This window comes from Streptomyces sp. WM6378 (genome assembly GCF_001279695.1).
GTDB lineage: Bacteria > Actinomycetota > Actinomycetes > Streptomycetales > Streptomycetaceae > Streptomyces.
In genome coordinates, this window is sequence record NZ_LGDD01000288.1 from 82,278 (window position 1) to 98,557 (window position 16,280).

13 protein-coding genes are annotated in these 16,280 nt (G+C 72.0%); 9 read left to right on the plus strand and 4 right to left on the minus strand.

All coding sequences use genetic code 11. The features are described 5' to 3' along the window. Nucleotides 1-2: 2 nt before the first annotated feature. Complete coding sequence (gene malQ / locus ADK54_RS21940; protein ID WP_053727375.1) at nt 3-2,036, plus strand: 4-alpha-glucanotransferase; 2,034 nt, start codon at nt 3-5, stop codon at nt 2,034-2,036. A gap of 20 nt (nt 2,037-2,056) precedes the next feature. After that, on the plus strand, nt 2,057-2,296 hold the full coding sequence (locus ADK54_RS21945) for a hypothetical protein (protein WP_078966529.1): 240 nt from the start codon (nt 2,057-2,059) through the stop codon (nt 2,294-2,296). Nucleotides 2,297-2,406: 110 nt separating this feature from the next. Here the strand turns inward: ADK54_RS21945 and ADK54_RS21950 are convergent, their stop codons facing one another. Next, nucleotides 2,407-2,955, minus strand: coding sequence for a MarR family winged helix-turn-helix transcriptional regulator (locus ADK54_RS21950; protein WP_078966530.1), 549 nt, complete (start codon nt 2,953-2,955; stop codon nt 2,407-2,409). A 138-nt stretch (nt 2,956-3,093) separates the two neighbouring features. Here ADK54_RS21950 and ADK54_RS21955 point away from each other — a divergent pair, with 138 nt between their 5' ends. From ADK54_RS21955 to ADK54_RS21970, 4 genes are all read left to right on the plus strand, one after another. After that, nucleotides 3,094-4,392 carry an MFS transporter gene (locus ADK54_RS21955; RefSeq protein ID WP_053727376.1) on the plus strand — a complete coding sequence of 433 codons (1,299 nt, stop codon included), beginning with the start codon at nt 3,094-3,096 and terminating at the stop codon, nt 4,390-4,392. Between the two features lie 80 nt (nt 4,393-4,472). Beyond that, on the plus strand, nt 4,473-5,432 hold the full coding sequence (locus tag ADK54_RS21960) for an EamA family transporter (RefSeq protein ID WP_053727377.1): 960 nt from the start codon (nt 4,473-4,475) through the stop codon (nt 5,430-5,432). Nucleotides 5,433-5,491: 59 nt separating this feature from the next. Then, nucleotides 5,492-6,415 (plus strand): EamA family transporter, encoded by a 924-nt coding sequence (locus ADK54_RS21965; protein WP_078966531.1) that lies wholly within the window; start codon nt 5,492-5,494, stop codon nt 6,413-6,415. A 34-nt stretch (nt 6,416-6,449) separates the two neighbouring features. Continuing rightward, on the plus strand, nt 6,450-7,361 hold the full coding sequence (locus tag ADK54_RS21970; protein ID WP_053727378.1) for a LysR substrate-binding domain-containing protein: 912 nt from the start codon (nt 6,450-6,452) through the stop codon (nt 7,359-7,361). Here the strand turns inward: ADK54_RS21970 and ADK54_RS21975 are convergent. Continuing rightward, nucleotides 7,358-8,272 (minus strand): aldo/keto reductase, encoded by a 915-nt coding sequence (locus tag ADK54_RS21975; RefSeq protein ID WP_053727379.1) that lies wholly within the window; start codon nt 8,270-8,272, stop codon nt 7,358-7,360. The two genes, ADK54_RS21970 and ADK54_RS21975, sit on opposite strands and share 4 nt — an antisense overlap. A 143-nt stretch (nt 8,273-8,415) precedes the next feature. Between ADK54_RS21975 and alc the strand changes: the two genes are divergently transcribed. Further along, complete coding sequence (gene alc / locus ADK54_RS21980) at nt 8,416-9,567, plus strand: allantoicase (RefSeq protein ID WP_053727380.1); 1,152 nt, start codon at nt 8,416-8,418, stop codon at nt 9,565-9,567. 674 nt (nt 9,568-10,241) lie between these two features. Here alc and pepN read toward each other — a convergent pair. After that, the gene (gene pepN, locus ADK54_RS21985) at nt 10,242-12,827 is read right to left on the minus strand and encodes an aminopeptidase N (protein ID WP_053727381.1); all 2,586 of its coding nucleotides are present in this window, start codon (nt 12,825-12,827) and stop codon (nt 10,242-10,244) included. Between the two features lie 131 nt (nt 12,828-12,958). Here pepN and ADK54_RS21990 point away from each other — a divergent pair, with 131 nt between their 5' ends. Beyond that, complete coding sequence (locus tag ADK54_RS21990) at nt 12,959-13,456, plus strand: DUF1203 domain-containing protein (RefSeq protein ID WP_053727382.1); 498 nt, start codon at nt 12,959-12,961, stop codon at nt 13,454-13,456. Nucleotides 13,457-13,492: 36 nt separating this feature from the next. On the opposite strand, the gene ADK54_RS21995 is transcribed toward ADK54_RS21990, so the two are convergent. Next, nucleotides 13,493-14,509 (minus strand): aspartate-semialdehyde dehydrogenase, encoded by a 1,017-nt coding sequence (locus tag ADK54_RS21995; protein WP_053727434.1) that lies wholly within the window; start codon nt 14,507-14,509, stop codon nt 13,493-13,495. 250 nt (nt 14,510-14,759) lie between these two features. On the opposite strand from ADK54_RS21995, the gene ADK54_RS22000 reads away from it, so the two are divergent. Then, entirely contained in the window at nt 14,760-16,220 is a 1,461-nt protein-coding gene (locus tag ADK54_RS22000) for a M28 family metallopeptidase (RefSeq protein WP_053727383.1), read from the plus strand. Nucleotides 16,221-16,280: the final 60 nt, after the last annotated feature.

Sequence of the window (16,280 nt, forward strand, 5' to 3'; positions counted from 1 at the left end):
CCATGACCCTGGCCCGGCTCGCCGCCCGGCACGGCGTGGCCACGTCGTACTCCCCGTCGGCGGGCGTCACCGTCGAGGTGCCGGACGCCACGGTGGTCGCCGTCCTCGCCGCACTCGGCGTGGACGCGTCGACCCCGGCCGCGCTGCGCCGGGCCCTGGCCGCCGCCGAAGCCGCCGAGGCGCAGCGTCTGCTGCCCCCGACGCTCGTGCGCTGGGGCGGCGGGCCGGTCCCGGGCCTCTCCGACGAGCTGACGGTCATCGGCACACCGGCCGATCAACTCCCGCTGGGTGTACACCAGTTGGAGGTGCGCCACCGAGACGGGCGTGCGGCGACCGCGACGCTGATCGTCGCGCCGGACGGCGTGCCGCAGCCACCGTCCCGGACCCACGGCTTCCTCGTCCAGCTCTACTCGCTGCTCTCCACCCGCTCCTGGGGCATGGGAGACCTCGGCGACCTCGCGGAGCTCGCGAGCTGGTCGGGCCGCACGCTCGGCTCCGGATTCGTGCAGGTCAACCCGCTGCACGCGGCCGTACCCGGCGCCCCGGCCGACCCGTCCCCCTACCGCCCCTCCTCGCGCCGCTTCCCCGACCCCGTACACCTGCGCATCGAGGACATCCCCGAGTACGTGTACGCCACCGAGCGCGCCGCACTCGACGGGCTGACCGTGCGCGCGGCCGCGCTGCGTCAACGGGTCGTGGTCAAGGGGGAGTTGATCGACCGGGACGCCGTGTGGGAGCTCAAGCGCGAGGCCCTGGACATCCTGCACCGGGTGCCGCTCGCGCCCGGCCGCCGGGCCGCCTACTGCGACTTCCTCGCCGGGCAGGGCCAGGCCCTGGAGGACCACGCCACCTGGTGCGCGCTCGCCGAGCGGTACGGGCCGCACTGGCGGCGCTGGCCCGAGGGGCTGCGCGACCCGAGATCCGCCGCGACCGCCCGCGCCCGCCGCGAGCTCATCGACCGCGTCGACTTCCACACCTGGCTCGCCTGGCTCACCGACACCCAGCTCGCCGCCGCCCAGCGCGCCGCCCGCGAGGCGGGCATGCCGGTCGGCCTCGTCCACGACCTCGCGGTCGGCGCGCACCCCGAGGGCGCCGACGCCTGGGCCCAGCAGGACGCGTACGCGCCCGGCATGTCGATCGGGGCGCCCCCGGACGCTTTCAACGCGCGCGGCCAGGACTGGGGCCTGCCGCCCTGGCGCCCCGACGTCCTCGCCGCCGGTGGCTACGCCCCGTACCGAGGCCTTCTCCAGGGCCTCCTGCGCCACGCGGGCGCCCTGCGCATCGACCACGTGATGGGCCTGTTCCGCCTCTGGTGGGTGCCGGAGGGGCACCCGCCGACCGACGGCACGTACGTCCACTACGACGCGGAGGCGATGCTCGCCGTCCTCGCCCTGGAGGCGCACCGCGCGGGCGCGGTCGTCATAGGGGAGGACCTGGGCACGGTCGAACCGGGCGTGCGCGAAGCTCTGGCCGAGCGGGGTGTCCTTGGCACATCGGTCCTTTGGTTCGAGCGCGACTGGACGGGTACGGGGCGTCCCCTGCCCCCCGAATCCTGGCGGTCGGGCTGCGTTGCCACCGCCACCACCCACGACCTGCCGTCCACCGCGGCCCGCCTCACCGGCGAACACGTCCAGCTCCGCCACCGCCTGGGCCTCCTCGCGACCCCGCTCGCCCAGGAGCAGCACGCGGCCCGCGCGGAGGTGGCCGAGTGGCTCGGCTACCTGGAACGCCTGGGCCTCCTCCCCGACGCCCCCGGCGACGAGGAGGCGGAGATCCGCGCGGTCTACGGCTTCCTGCTGCGCACCCCGGCCCGGATGGTGGGCGTATGGCTGCCGGACGCGGTGGGCGACCGCAGACCGCAGAACCTGCCGGGCACGTGGGACGAGTACCCCAACTGGCGCCTGCCGGTGGCGGGGCCGGACGGGCAGCCGCTGACGCTGGAGGCGATCGTGGGCTCGCCTCGGCTGCACGCGCTGATGCGGGTGTTCAGCGCTGTCGGTCCCCGTACGGCACCCCCGGGCGCGCGGCCCTCTTAGGCGTTCGCTACGTTTGCACCGTGGACAAGAAGAACGCCCTGCGCGCCGGCGCCGTAGCAGCCGGAACGACGCTGATGATGCTGCTCATGTCGTCCCCCGCGCTCGCGCTCACGCGCGACGACGGTGACGACCCGGGGCCCGGCCTGAGCGTGATCGACACGATCGGTCTGTTCGTGGTCGCGCCCATCGCGCTGTTCGCGATTATCGCCGGACTGGTCATGGTCCTCGACAAGTCCCGGAAGGCGCCGAAGAAGGCGTAGCCGGGCTGTCGGCCTGATCTTCCCGCCCGGCTCGCTCCGCCCCCTCTGAGGGCCGGGCGAGCCGGGCGGGTGTTTGCCGTCCGCCCGACCCCTGCGGACGGCCCCGCGCCTCAGTGCGCCGCCAGCAACTTCCGCAGCAGCGCGGACAGTTGAGCCGCCTCCTCCGCATTCAGCGCGGAAGTGAGAAGCTCGGTCTGGGCGGCCAGCCCGGCCGTCACCGACTCCTCCACCAGGGCCAGCCCCTTCTCCGTGAGGGTCACCCGCAGACCCCTGCGATCCGTCGGATCGGGGCTGCGACGCAGAAGCCCCGCCTTCTCCAGCTTGTCGAGCCGCCCCGTCATCCCCCCCGTCGTCAGCATCAGCGTCGCCGAAAGCTGCCGCGGCGACAGCGTGTACGGGGCGCCCGAGCGGCGCAGCGTGGCGATGACGTCGAACTCCCCGCGCCCGATGCCGAACTTCGCGTACTCCTTGTCCATCCGCTCGCCCATCGCGCGCGCGATCCGGTAGATCCGGCCGTACACCGCCATCGGGACCGTTTCGAGGTCCGGGCGGACCGCCGCCCACTGGTCGGTGATCGCGTCCACCGCGTCCGAGGGGGCTTCGGGCAGCGGCTCGGCGGGCGTCGGGGGAGCCGGGGGAGTCGTCTTCGCGGCAGTCATGAGACCCAGTATCCGAGGCCATTGAGTCGGACGCAAGAAAGTTGCTTGACGAAAAGTAGCTTACGAGTAAGCTACTTTCCATCGAGCTACTACGCCGAACCATCCATCACCGCGAACCCCGAGCACCCCGGAGTCCCCATGCGTGCGTTCCGCAGCCGTACCCGCACCCCCCGCATAGCCGGGGAACGCCGGATGCTCGTCGCCATGGCGGTCGACGCGACCGGCTCCGGGATGTACGTGCCGTTCAGCCTGGTGTTCTTCCACCACGTCACCGGGCTCCCGTTCGCCACCGTCGGACTCGTGCTCACCGTCGTGGGGCTGCTCGGGCTGGGCGCGCTGCCGCTCGCCGGGGCCGCCGTCGACCGGTACGGGGCGAGACGCGTGCAGCTCCTGCTGTACGGAGTGCGGGGCGCGGGCTTCCTCCTGTACCCCTTCGCCCACTCCCTCCCCGCGTTCGCCGCCGTCGCGCTCGCCACCGCCTTCGGCGACCGGGCCTTCCCCGCCGTACAGCAGTCGCTGCTCGGCGAGGTCGCCCAGGGCGCCGACCGGGACCGGCTCCAGGCCTCCTCACGCGCCCTGCGCAACGGCGGACTCGGCGCCGGCTCGCTGCTCGCCTCGCTCGTCGTCGGGTTCGCCGGGGACGCCGGGTTCACCGCGGCGGCCTGGCTCAACGCGGCCAGCTTCGCGCTCGCGGCCCTGCTCATGCGGGGCGTACGGGCCGAGCGGCGGGCGCCGGTCGAGGGCGCGGCCCGGCCGTCCGCCGGCTACCGGCAGGTCTTCGCCGACCGGCCCTTCCTCGGGCTCACCGCCGCCAACTTCCTCAACGCGCTGGGGTATTCGGCCCTCTCCGTCCTCTTCCCGCTCTACATCACCACCTGGCTGCACGGGCCCCAGGCCATCACCGGCACCGCGTTCACGCTCAACACGGTGATGTGCGCGGCGGGCGGGGTCGTGGTCGCGGCGCGGGTCCGTTCCCGCGGCGCCCGGCGCACCCGCTCCTCGGCCCTCGGCTCGCTCCTCTTCGCCGCCGCGTTCGCCGCGCAGATCGTGCTCGGTACGTTCCGGCCCGGCTCGGGGGTCGTGCTCGGCGGGGCCCTGCTGCTCATCGTCGCGCTGTACACGATGGGCGAGCTCGTCCACAGCCCGTCCGCCGGGGCGCTGTCGGTGGCGGCCGCGCCGGAGGCGCTTCGGGGACGGTACTTGGCGGCGTACCAGCTGTCCTGGTCGCTCTCCGCGGCGCTCGCGCCGTCGCTCTTCACCGCGCTGATGTCGGTCGACGGGCGGCTGCCGTGGGCCGTGCTGGTCGGTACGTCGCTGGTGGCGGCGGGGGTGGTGGTGCGGCTTGAGCGGGTGCTGCCGGGTGGGGCGGTACGGGTCGCTCTCGCCGGGCGGGTTGCGCTCCCCACCCCGCCCCTTCCCCAAACCCTCCGGGGGTGAGAGGACTCCTGGGGCTCCGCCCCAGACCCCGTATCGCGCCTGAAGGGCGCTCCAGAACCGACAGGGAAGTCAGAAGTCACATGAACCAGAACCGACTCGTCACCGTGGGCCTCACCGCCCTCGCCCCCGTCTCCTGGGGCTCCACCTACTTCGTCACCACCCAATTCCTGCCCGCGGACCGCCCGTTGTTCACCGGCATGATGCGGGCCCTGCCCGCCGGGCTCGCCCTCATAGCGCTCACCAGACGGCTGCCCAGAGGTGACTGGTGGTGGAAGGCCGTCGTGCTCGGGGCGCTCAACATCGGGGCGTTCTTCCCGCTGCTCTTCCTCTCCGCGTACCGGCTGCCCGGCGGCATGGCGGCCGTGATCGGGTCGGTCGGGCCGCTGTGGGTCGCGGGGCTCGCCGCCCTGTTCCTCGGCGAGAAGCCCACCCTGCGGAGCCTGCTCACCGGCATCGCCGCAGCCCTCGGGGTCAGCCTCGTGGTCCTCAAGGCGGCCGGTGCCTTCGACGCGATCGGGGTGATCGCCGCGCTCGGCTCCTCGGCGTCGATGTCCGCCGGGACCGTGTTCACCAAGCGCTGGGGGCGGCCGGAGGGCGTCGGTCCGCTGGTTCTGACCGGGTGGCAGCTCGCCGCGGGCGGGCTCCTCATCGCGCCGGTCGCCTTCTTCGTCGAGGGCGCCCCGCCCGCGCTCGACGGGCGCAACCTCGCCGGATACGTCTACCTCGCCCTGGTGAACACCGCCGTCGCGTACTGGCTCTGGTTCCGCGGCATCGGCCGCATGACCGCGACCTCCGTCACCTTCCTCGGCCCGCTCTCCCCGCTCACCGCCGCCGTCATCGGCTGGGCGGCACTCGGCCAGGCCCTCGCCCCCGTGCAGCTCCTCGGGATGGCCATCGCCTTCGGCGCCACCCTGGCCGGCCAGGCAGCCCCGAAGAAGCCCGCCGAGGCGGCGGACCCTTCCGCTCGATCTTTCAGCTCTGCTGAAGATAAGTCACTAAAACTTTCGATGGACGTGACAAGTCGCTCGATGCGACGGTAGGGGCACATCAAGCGCCACACCAGGCGCCGGCAAACCCCACGCACCGAAACGGAGTCATCGTGACCGTCCTGGACCGAGTCCGCAGCACGCCGCGCGCCACCGCGGCCACGAGGGTGGGCGGGGCCTACGGGCTCGGGCTCGTCTTCGCGGCCGTGGCGACGGTCGTCTGGTCCGGGAGCTTCGTCGCCTCCCGGGCCCTGCACGACTCGGTGCCGCCCATCCAGGCCGCGTTCTGGCGCTGGCTGATCGCCATCGTGGCGGTCGCCCCCTTCGCCGTCCGGGAGGCCTGGCGCCAACGGGACCTGATCCGGCGCCACTTGGGATACCTGACGGTCGCCTCGCTGCTCGGCATCACCGTGTACAACACCCTCGTCAACCAGGCCGGAACCTCCACCTCGGCCGGCAACATGGGCATGATCATGGCCGCCTCCCCGGTCCTGATGGCCGTCCACGAGCGCCTCACCGGCGGCCGGCTCGGTGCCCGGCGCACCATCGGACTGCTCGTCGCCGTGGCCGGAGTGCTGCTCCTGGTCAGCAAGGGCTCGCTCGATCTCGACCTCGCGCCCGGCGACCTGTGGATGGTCGCGGCCGCCCTCAGCTTCGCCTCGTACAGCGTGCTCCTCAAGCGCCGCCCGGCCGAACTCGGTCCGCTCGCCTTCCTGTTCACCACCTTCGTGCTCGGGGCGCTCATGCTGGCCCCGGTGTACGGGGTCAGCCTCGCGGTCCAGGGCGGCTTCGCCGCGACGCCCGGCACCGTCGGCCCGCTCCTCTACGTCGGCGTGCTCTCCTCCGCCGTCGCCTTCTTCGCCTGGAACAAGGCGATCGCGCTGATCGGCGCCGCCCGCGCCGGAGTCGTCTACTACCTCCAGCCGGTCTGCGTGGCCCTGCTCTCCTACCCGCTGCTCGGCGAGGCGATGAGCCCGGCGCAGCTGGTCTGCATGGCGCTCATCCTCGGCGGGGTCGTCCTCGGATCCCGCAGGTGAACCGCCCAGGGGAGGCGCCGGTATGTTGCGTCCCATGAGCGAGTGGGACATCAAGAAGCTGCACATCCTGCGGACCCTGCGCGAGCAGGGCACCGTGACCGCGACCGCCGAGGTGCTCATGATGACGCCCTCGGCGGTCTCGCAGCAGCTGTCCAACCTCGCCAAACAGCTCGGTGTGACGCTGCTCGAAGCGCACGGCCGCCGGGTCCGCCTCACCGACGCCGCCCATCTCGTGCTGCGCCACGCCGAGGCCGTCTTCGCCCAACTGGAGCGCGCGGACGCCGAGTTGACGGGCTACCTCCAGGGCGAGGCGGGCGAGGTGCGGATCGGGGCGTTCTCGACCGCCGTGCCCGCCCTCGTCGTACCGGCCGTGCAGCAGCTGCGCCGCAGCCATCCTGCCCTGGAGGTACGGGTGCGGGAGGCCGAGGCGGCCGAGGCGTACGAGCTGCTCTCGGCCGGGGCCGTGGACCTCGCCCTCTCCCTCGCCGCCCATGCGCCGAGCGCCCGCGACCCGAAGTTCGCGCTGCTTCCGCTGCTCACCGACCCGCTCGACGTGGCGCTGCCCGCCGGGCACCCGCTCGCCGCCGAACCGGGCCTCAGGCTCGCCGACCTGGCACACGAGCCGTGGATCTTCGGTGGCAGCGGCCCCTGGTCGGAGATCACCACGGCGGCCTGCGAGGCGGCCGGATTCGTCCCCGAGCAGGCGCACAGCGCGGCCGGCTGGACCGCGATCCTGGCCATGGTGGAGGCCGGGATGGGCGTCGCCCTGGTGCCCCGGATGGCCGCGGCCGACCGACGCGGGGGCGTCGTCATGCGGATACTCAGCGCGGACCAGCCTCGGCGGCATGTCGTGGCCGCCGTGCGGCGCGGCGCGGAGGAGGGCCCCGCCCTGGCCCGGGTGCTGGCCGCGCTGCGGGACGTCGCGAACGTACGCCCCGCCGGTTAAGCGGTTTTCGCGGGCGCGTCCAGGCGGACGAGCTCGGCGTCGGTCAGGCGCAGGCCGCCCGCCGCCACGTTGTCGACGAGGTGGGCCGGGTCGCCGGTGCCGGGGATGGCCAGGACGTGCGGGCCGCGGTGCAGCGTCCAGGCGAGCCGGACCCGCGCCGCGCTCACCCCGCGCTCGCGCGCGACGGCCAGCACCGCCTCGCTCTCCGCGCCGCCCGCGCCCGTCTCACGCCCGGCCCCCGCGATCGCGTAGAACGGCACGAACGCGATCCCCCGCTCGCCGCACAGCCGGAGCATCTCCTCCTGCGCCGCGGGCGCGCCGATGCCGTACGGGTTCTGCACGCACACGACGGGTGCGATCGCCAGCGCCTCGTCGAGGTGCGCGGGGCCCACGTTGGACAGGCCCAGGTGGCGGATGAGCCCCGCCTCGCGCAGCTCGGCCAGCGCGCCGAAACGCTCGGCGATCGAATCGGTGCCGGTGATGCGCAGGTTCACCACGTCCAAGTGGTCGCGGCCGAGCTGGCGCAGGTTCTCCTCGACCTGCCCGCGCAGTGCCTCGGGCGTCCTGGCGTGCTCGCCCCACTCGCCCGACGGGACCCGGGTGGGCCCGACCTTGGTGGTGATGACGAGATCGTCCGCGTACGGGGCGAGGGCCCGGCCGATCAGCTCGTTCGCGGAACGCAGCGGGGAGAAGTAGAACGCGGCGGTGTCGATGTGATTGACGCCGAGCTCAACTGCCTTGCGCAGTACGGCGATTGACCGTTTCCGGTCGCTCGATGCGGCGTCGGCGCGCAGGGCCGCGCCCTGCTGCGGCAGGCGCATCGCGCCGAAGCCGATCCGGTTGACGGTCAGGTCGCCAAGCCGCCAGGTGCCCGCGGCGGCCGCGGTGATGATTTCTGAGGTCGTGGTCATGGCGGGAGTCTGGCAGGGGCGGGGCAGCCAGCCGGAAGCTGGCAACAAGCTGCCAGGACCGTTCAGTCTGTTCAGTACCACTGAACAGACTGTGCGAAAACTTTCGGTGGACGTGGAGGGTGGGGGCGGGCGAGAGTCGGGTCATGACTTCCGCCACCGAGAACATCGCCGACCACGCCTCCGCCGAGGACCCGCACGCCAACGACGCCGCCCCCTATGGAGGTGGCGACCCGTACGCCGACTACCGCTCCGGTGACTTCGCGTTCACCGAGCTCGTCGACCTCGCGGACCGCAGGCTCGGCGCCGGAGTCATCGCCGCCAACGACGAGTTCTTCGCCGAGCGCGAGAACCTGCTCGTCCGCGAGCGGGCCGTGTTCGACCCGGAGCACTTCGGGCACAAGGGCAAGATCATGGACGGCTGGGAGACCCGCCGCCGTCGCGGCGCGGACGCCGACCACGTCTTCCCCGCGCCCGAGGACCACGACTGGGCGCTCGTACGGCTCGGCGCGCCCGGCGTGATCAAGGGGATCGTCGTCGACACGGCGCACTTCCGCGGCAACTACCCGCAGCGAATCTCCGTACAGGCCACAGCGGTCGAGGGCTCGCCCAGCCCCGAGCAGCTGCTCGCCGACGACGTGAAGTGGGACGAGATCGTCCCGCCGACGCCGGTGCGCGGCCACGCCGAAAACGGTTTTGACATCACTACGGGCCGCCGTTACACCCACGTCCGGCTCTGCCAGCACCCCGACGGCGGCGTCGCCCGCCTGCGCGTGCACGGCGAGGTCGTCCCCGACCCGGAGTGGCTCGACACGCTGGGCACGATCGACCTCGTGGCGGTCGCCAACGGCGGTTCGTACGAGGACGCGTCGGACAAGTTCTACTCCTCGCCGACGCAGATCATCCTGCCGGGGACGTCGCAGAAGATGGACGACGGCTGGGAGAACCGCCGTCGCCGCGTCCGCGACACCAACGACTGGGTGCGCTTCCGGCTGGTCGCACAGGGGGCGATCAGGGCGGTCGAGATCGACACGGCGTACCTGAAGGGCAACTCGGCGGGGTGGGTCGCGCTGAGCGGGCGCAACGGCGAGACGGGGGAGTGGTTCGAGATCATCCCGCGTACGAGGCTTGAGCCCGACACGCTGCACCGGTTCCGCCTTCCGGCGCAGGCGGTGGCGACGCACGTCCGCCTCGACGCGTTCCCGGACGGCGGGGTGGCCCGGATGCGGCTGCACGGTGCCCTGACAGCGGCGGGGGCGGCCGAACTCCGCAGCCGCTACGCGGAGTTGACCGCCTGACCTCCGGTCCCTCCCTACCTCTTCTTCCGCCCGGTGGACGGCTGCGCGTTCGACGCCCGTTCGCCGGGCGGGTCTCATTTCCCCCACCCCGCCCCTTCCCGAAAGCCTCCGGCGGCGAGAGACGGGTCCCTGGGGCTGCGCCCCAGACCCCCTGCGGGGACTCCGTCCCCTGCACCCCTTCCGGGGGCTCCGGCCCCGGCCCCCTGCTCAGGCCCTGCCCCGGCCCCCGCTTCAGGCTCTGCCGCAGCCCCTGCTCAGGCCCTGTCCCGGACCCCGGTTCGCCCCTTAAGGGCGCTCGTCCTCAAGCTCCACCAAGGCCTTAAGGGCCAGGGAAGGGGCCCCATGGCAGGCTGGAAATGCTTGCTGCGCGGGGGTGTGTCATTGTGCGGGTCCGCCGAGTCGGCGAGACCAGCCACGCGCGGTCTGCGGTCGGAGGCGGGTTTAGGGGCGCGGGGAACTGGGCGAGCAGCCATCCACGGCCTGCAGCTATGCCCCCACCCCTAGCCCCTCCGGCGTTTGAGGAGCGGGGTTCGGGGCGTAGCCCCGCCGGGGGTTTGGGGGCGGAGCCCCCAGGGGGGAGCGCCTCTCCTGTTGCAGCCACCGCCGGAGGCCTTCGGGAAGGGGCGGGGTGGGGGCAGCCCCGCAGGGAACCGACCCCCCACCCCGCCCCCCCGCTACGCGGCTTCCGCGTCAGCCACTCGTGCCCGCAGGGCCCGCTCCACGCCCGAGCGGGACTCCGAGATCAGGCGGCGCAGGGACGCGTTCGGGGTGGCCGAGGACAGCCAGGCGTCCGTCGCGTCCAGGGTTTCCTGGGAGACCAGGAGCGACGGGTACAGGCCCACCGCGATCTGCTGGGCGATCTCGTGCGAGCGGGACTCCCATACGGACTTCACCGCGGAGAAGAACTTCGCCGAGTACGGGGCCAGCAGTTCGCGCTGGTCCGTCTGGACGAAGCCGCCGATCACCGCCTCCTGCACCGCGTTCGGGAGGGTGTCGCCCTCCACCACCGACGCCCACGCCTCGGCCTTCGCCTCCGGCGTCGGGCGCGCGGCCCGGGCGGTCGCCGCGTGGCGCTCGCCCGCGGCCGTCTTGTCGCGGTCCAGCTCCGCCGCGATCTCCGGCTCGTCGAAGACGCCCGTCGCCGCGAGCCGTTCCACGAACGCCCAGCGCAGCTCGGTGTCCACGGCGAGGCCCTCGATGGTCTCCGCGCCCGCCAACAGGCCCTGGAGCAGGTCGAGTTGCTGCGGCGTGCGGGCCGTCGCCGCGAAGGCGCGGGCCCATGCCAGCTGGTGGTCGCTGCCCGGCTCGGCGGTGCGCAGGTGCGCCAGCGTCGCGTCCGTCCACTGGGTCAGGCCCGCGTCGCGCCACTCGGGTGCCGCGTACAGGTCGATGGCCAGCTTCACCTGGCGGTGCAGGGACTGCACCACACCGATGTCGGACTCCTTGGCGATGCCCGACAGGACCAGCGCCAGGTAGTCGCGCGTCGCGAGCTCGCCGTCGCGGGTCATGTCCCAGGCCGAGGCCCAGCACAGGGCGCGCGGCAGGGACTCGGCGAAGTCGCCCAGGTGCTCGGTGACGACCCGCAGCGACTCCTCGTCGAGGCGGACCTTCGCGTACGACAGGTCGTCGTCGTTCAGGAGCACGACCGCCGGGCGGGACGTGCCCGCGGGCAGCTCGACCTCGGTGCGGGCGGCGGCCTCGATGTCCAGCTCGAACCGGTTCGTACGGACCAGCTTGCCCGACCTGTCCAGGTCGTAGAAGCCGATCGCGATGCGGTGCGGGCGCAGCGTCGGCTCACCCTTCGCGCCGGCCGGCAGCGCGGGAGCCTCCTGCAGGACGGTGAAGGACGTGATGGCGCCGGATGCGTCCGTCGTGATCTCGGGGCGCAGCACGTTGATGCCCGCCGTCTCCAGCCACGCCTTCGACCAGGTCTTCAGGTCGCGCCCGCTCGTCTTCTCCAGCGCGCCGAGCAGGTCGGACAGGCGAGTGTTGCCGAACGCGTGCGCCTTGAAGTACGCCTGCACGCCCTGGAAGAACTCGTCCATGCCGACGTACGCCACGAGCTGCTTCAGGACCGAGGCGCCCTTGGCGTACGTGATGCCGTCGAAGTTGACCAGGACGTCGTCCAGGTCGCGGATGTCCGCCATGATCGGGTGCGTCGAGGGAAGCTGGTCCTGGCGGTAGGCCCAGGTCTTCATCGAGTTGGCGAACGTGGTCCAGGAGTGCGGCCACTTGGAGCCGGGCGCGTACGCCTGGCAGGCGATCGAGGTGTAGGTGGCGAACGACTCGTTCAGCCACAGGTCGTTCCACCACTCCATCGTCACGAGGTCGCCGAACCACATGTGGGCGAGCTCGTGCAGGATGGTCTCGGCCCGCACCTCGTACGCGGCGTCCGTCACCTTCGAGCGGAACACGTACTGGTCGCGGATGGTGACCGCGCCCGCGTTCTCCATCGCGCCCGCGTTGAACTCCGGCACGAAGAGCTGGTCGTACTTGGCGAACGGGTAGGCGTAGTCGAACTTCTCCTGGAACCAGTCGAAGCCCTGCCGGGTCACCGCGAAGATCTCGTCCGCGTCGAGGAACTCGGCGAGCGAGGGACGGCAGTAGATGCCCAGCGGCACGGACTGCCCGGCCGGGCCCTCGTACGAGGAGTGCACCGAGTGGTAGGGGCCCACGATCAGCGCGGTGATGTACGAGGAAATGCGCGGGGTGGGATCGAAGGCCCACACGTTCCCATCGGGGCCCTTGGGCTCCGGCGTCGGCGAGTTGGAGATCACCGTCCAGCCCGTCGGCGCCTTCACGGTGAATTGGAAGGTCGCCTTCAGGTCCGGCTGCTCGAACGAGGCGAACACGCGGCGCGCGTCCGGAACCTCGAACTGCGTGTACAGATAGGCCTGTTGGTCCACCGGGTCCACGAAGCGGTGCAGGCCCTCGCCGGTGTTGGTGTACGCGCAGTCCGCGACCACCCTCAGCTCGTTCGGGCCCGCTACGAGCCCGGCCAGCGCGATCCGGCTGTCCTGGAACACGGCGGCCGCGTCCAGCGCGGTCCCGTTCAGGACGACCTCGTGCACGGCCGGCGCGACCAGGTCGATGAAGGTCTCCGCCCCGGCTTCCGCGGAGTCGAAGCGCACGGTGGTCGCGGACCGGTAGGTGCCGCCCTCCTGCGCGCCGCTCAGGTCGAGCTCGATCTCGTACGAGTCAACGGTGAGCAGGGCCGCCCGCCGCTGCGCCTCTTCACGGGTCAGATTCGTGCCAGGCACCCGGTCATCTCCTTCAGATGCTTCAGTTCCATCAGATCGTGACGTTCCGGCCATCCTTGCACGCAGGGTCCGCACAGCGCGATGTCCGTTTTCCGCCGGTGAACAGGGCCTCGCGCGACCACGCTGGTGCCATGACGATCTACACCGCCCGTCCCATCGAGCCCGCCGTCCTCAAGCAGCTCCGCGACACGGACGACGCCGGGCGCCCTTGCGTTCCCTACGTCGACGAGGAGGGTGGCGCCCCCCTGCGGTGCTGCCTGCGCCCCATCGCACCCGGCGAGAAGGTCGCCCTGGTCTCCTACGCCCCGCTGCGGCGCTGGGCCGCGGACACGTCGGCGGCGCCGGGGGCGTATGACGAGCAGGGTCCCGTCTTCATCCACGCCGAGAAGTGCGACGGGTCGGCGGGTGCCGACCCGTACCCCTTCACACGGCCGGGAGCGATCCGGGTCCTGCGGCGCTACAGCGGCGACGGGCACATTCTCGGAGGGCGGCTCCTCGAATTCCCCGAGGACGCGGCCGCCGCCTTCGACACCGCCCTCGACGAGGCCTTCTCCGACCCGGAGGTCGCCCTGGTGCACGTCCGCGCCGTCGAGTACGGCTGCTTCCAGTTCGAGGTGCGGAGGCCCTGACGGCGCCGCTGTCCGACTGCGGGCCGTGAAGGGTGCTTAACCCTTCAGCTCGGCCGCCACCAGCTCGGCGATCTGGACCGCGTTCAGCGCAGCGCCCTTGCGGAGGTTGTCGTTGGAGAGGAACAGCGCGAGGCCGTTCTCGACGGTCTCGTCGTTGCGGATGCGGCCCACGTACGACGCGTCCTTGCCCGCCGCCTGGAGCGGGGTCGGGATCTCGGAGAGCTCGACGCCGGGGGCGTCCTTGAGGAGCTCGTACGCGCGCTCCACGCTGAGCGGGCGCTCGAAGCGGGCGTTCACCTGGAGCGAGTGGCCCGAGAAGACCGGCACGCGGACGCAGGTGCCGGAGACCTTGAGTCCGGGGATGTCCAGGATCTTGCGGGACTCGTTGCGGAGCTTCTGCTCCTCGTCGGTCTCGAAGGAGCCGTCGTCGACGATGCTGCCCGCGAGGGGGAGCACGTTGAAGGCGATGGGGCGCTTGTAGACGCCGGGCTCGGGGAACTCGACCGCGTCGCCGTCGAAGGTCAGCTGGTCGGCCGCCTCGGCGACCTTGCAGGCCTGGGTGTGCAGCTCGGCCACGCCCGCGAGGCCGGAGCCGGAGACGGCCTGGTAGGTGGTGGCGACCATCGCGGTGAGCCCGGCCTCGTCGTGCAGGGGGCGCAGGACCGGCATCGCGGCCATCGTCGTGCAGTTCGGGTTGGCGATGATGCCCTTGGGGCGGTTCGCGATCGCGTCCGGGTTGACCTCGGAGACCACGAGCGGGACGTCGGGGTCGCCGCGCCAGGCGGAGGAGTTGTCGATCACGACGGGGCCCTGCGATGCGACCTTCTCGGCCAGCGCGCGCGAGGTGGCGCCGCCCGCCGAGAACAGCACGATGTCCAGGCCCGTGTAGTCGGCGGTGGACGCGTCCTCGACCGTCACGCCGTCCAGGACGGTGCCCGCGGAGCGCGCGGAGGCGAACAGGCGCAGCTCGTCGACCGGGAAGGCCCGCTCGACGAGGATCTTGCGCATGACCGATCCGACCTGCCCGGTGGCTCCGACGATTCCGACCCTCACGGTGACTCCCTTGGTGCTCACGTGCTTCACGTGCTCCTGTACGGCTCCGGCCCATCCATGATGCGTCGGATCCCGGCGGACTTGTCCAATCCATTGTCCGGGGTGTGGGACGCCTGCCCACTTGTGACAAGTCCATGGCATCCGTGTTGCATCCGCCCCGAAATGCCCCGCGGAGCCGTTTTTGCTGGCTACGGTCCTGGCAAGCCGGTCGATCATCGGCGACACCGCACCGCATTCCGGAGGATTTCCCGTGCCCGTATCCCGCAGCACCCGGGCCATAGCCGCCCTCGCCGCCGCCCCGGTGATCCTGTCCCTGGCGACGCCCGCCGTCGCCCGCGGGGGACACGACCAGCACCTCGCGAAGAAGCTGGTCAAGGAGGCGTCGGGGGAGAGCGCCTACCGCCATCTGGAGGCCTTCCAGAAGATCGCCGACGCCAACGGCGGCAACCGGGCGGCCGGCACCCCCGGCTACGACGCCTCGGCCGCCTATGTGTACGGGCAGCTGGAGCAGGCCGGGTACGACGTCTCGTACCAGGACTTCACCTTCTACGAGTCGAAGACGCTGCGGCAGAAGCTGACGGTGGGCGGGCGTCAACTGACCGCCGCCGCCTACCTGTTCAGCAAGTCGACCCCGGCCGGCGGGCTCACCGCCGAGGTGAAGTCGGCCCGCGTCGACGACACCCCGGGCTGCTCGCTCGACGACTACGCCTCCGGCACCTTCACCGGAAAGATCGCGCTGGTGAAGCGCGGCAGCTGCACCTTCCAGGAGAAGGAGGCCGTCGCCGCCAAGGCGGGCGCGGCCGGCGTCATCGTCTACAACCACTCCGGGACCGACGCCGTGCACGGCACGGTCGGGGAGCCACAGAACGCGCACATCCCGGCCGCCGGGATCTCCCTCGCCGACGGCGAGGCGCTCGCCGGGCAGCTCGCCAAGGGCCCGGTCGAGGTCACCCTGGACGTGGCCACCGAGGCCGTCGCCAAGAAGACCCGCAACGTGATCGCCGAGACCCGCACCGGCAGCCCGGACAGCGTGGTCGCGCTCGGCAGCCACCTCGACTCGGTCCCCGAGGGCCCCGGCATCAACGACAACGGCTCCGGCTCGGCGGGCCTGCTCGAAGTGGCCCTCAAGCTCGCCAAGGAGACCAAGCAGACCCGCAAGCACCCCAAGCAGCTCCCCAACAAGGTGCGGTTCGCCTGGTGGTCCGGCGAGGAGCTCGGCCTGCTCGGCTCGGAGCACTACGTCAAGAACCTCACCGAGCAGCAGAAGAAGCAGATCAAGCTCTACCTGAACTTCGACATGATCGCCTCGCCCAACGCCGCCCAGCTCGTCTACGACGGCGACGACTCCGACAAGAAGGGCGCGGGCCCGGGCCCCGCGGGATCGGCGCAGATCGAGGGCCTGATCAACAACTACCTCGACAAGCGGCACGTCCAGCACGAGGGCTACGACTTCGACGGCCGCTCCGACTACGGCCCCTTCATCGAGGTCGGCATTCCGGCCGGCGGCACCTACACCGGCGCCGAGGAGATCAAGACGCCCGAGCAGGCCAAGAAGTGGGGCGGCACGGCGGGCCAGGCCTTCGACCCCAACTACCACGCCAAGGGCGACACGTTGAAGAACATCGACAAGAAGTACTTCGACCTCAACATCGACGTCATCGCGCAGGCCGTCGGCACCTACGCCGTCGACCTCAGCTCGCTCAAGGGCTGAGCGCACACAGCACGAAGCGGGGCGGGTGCTCATTCCGAGCGCCCCGCCCCGCAGTGTGCG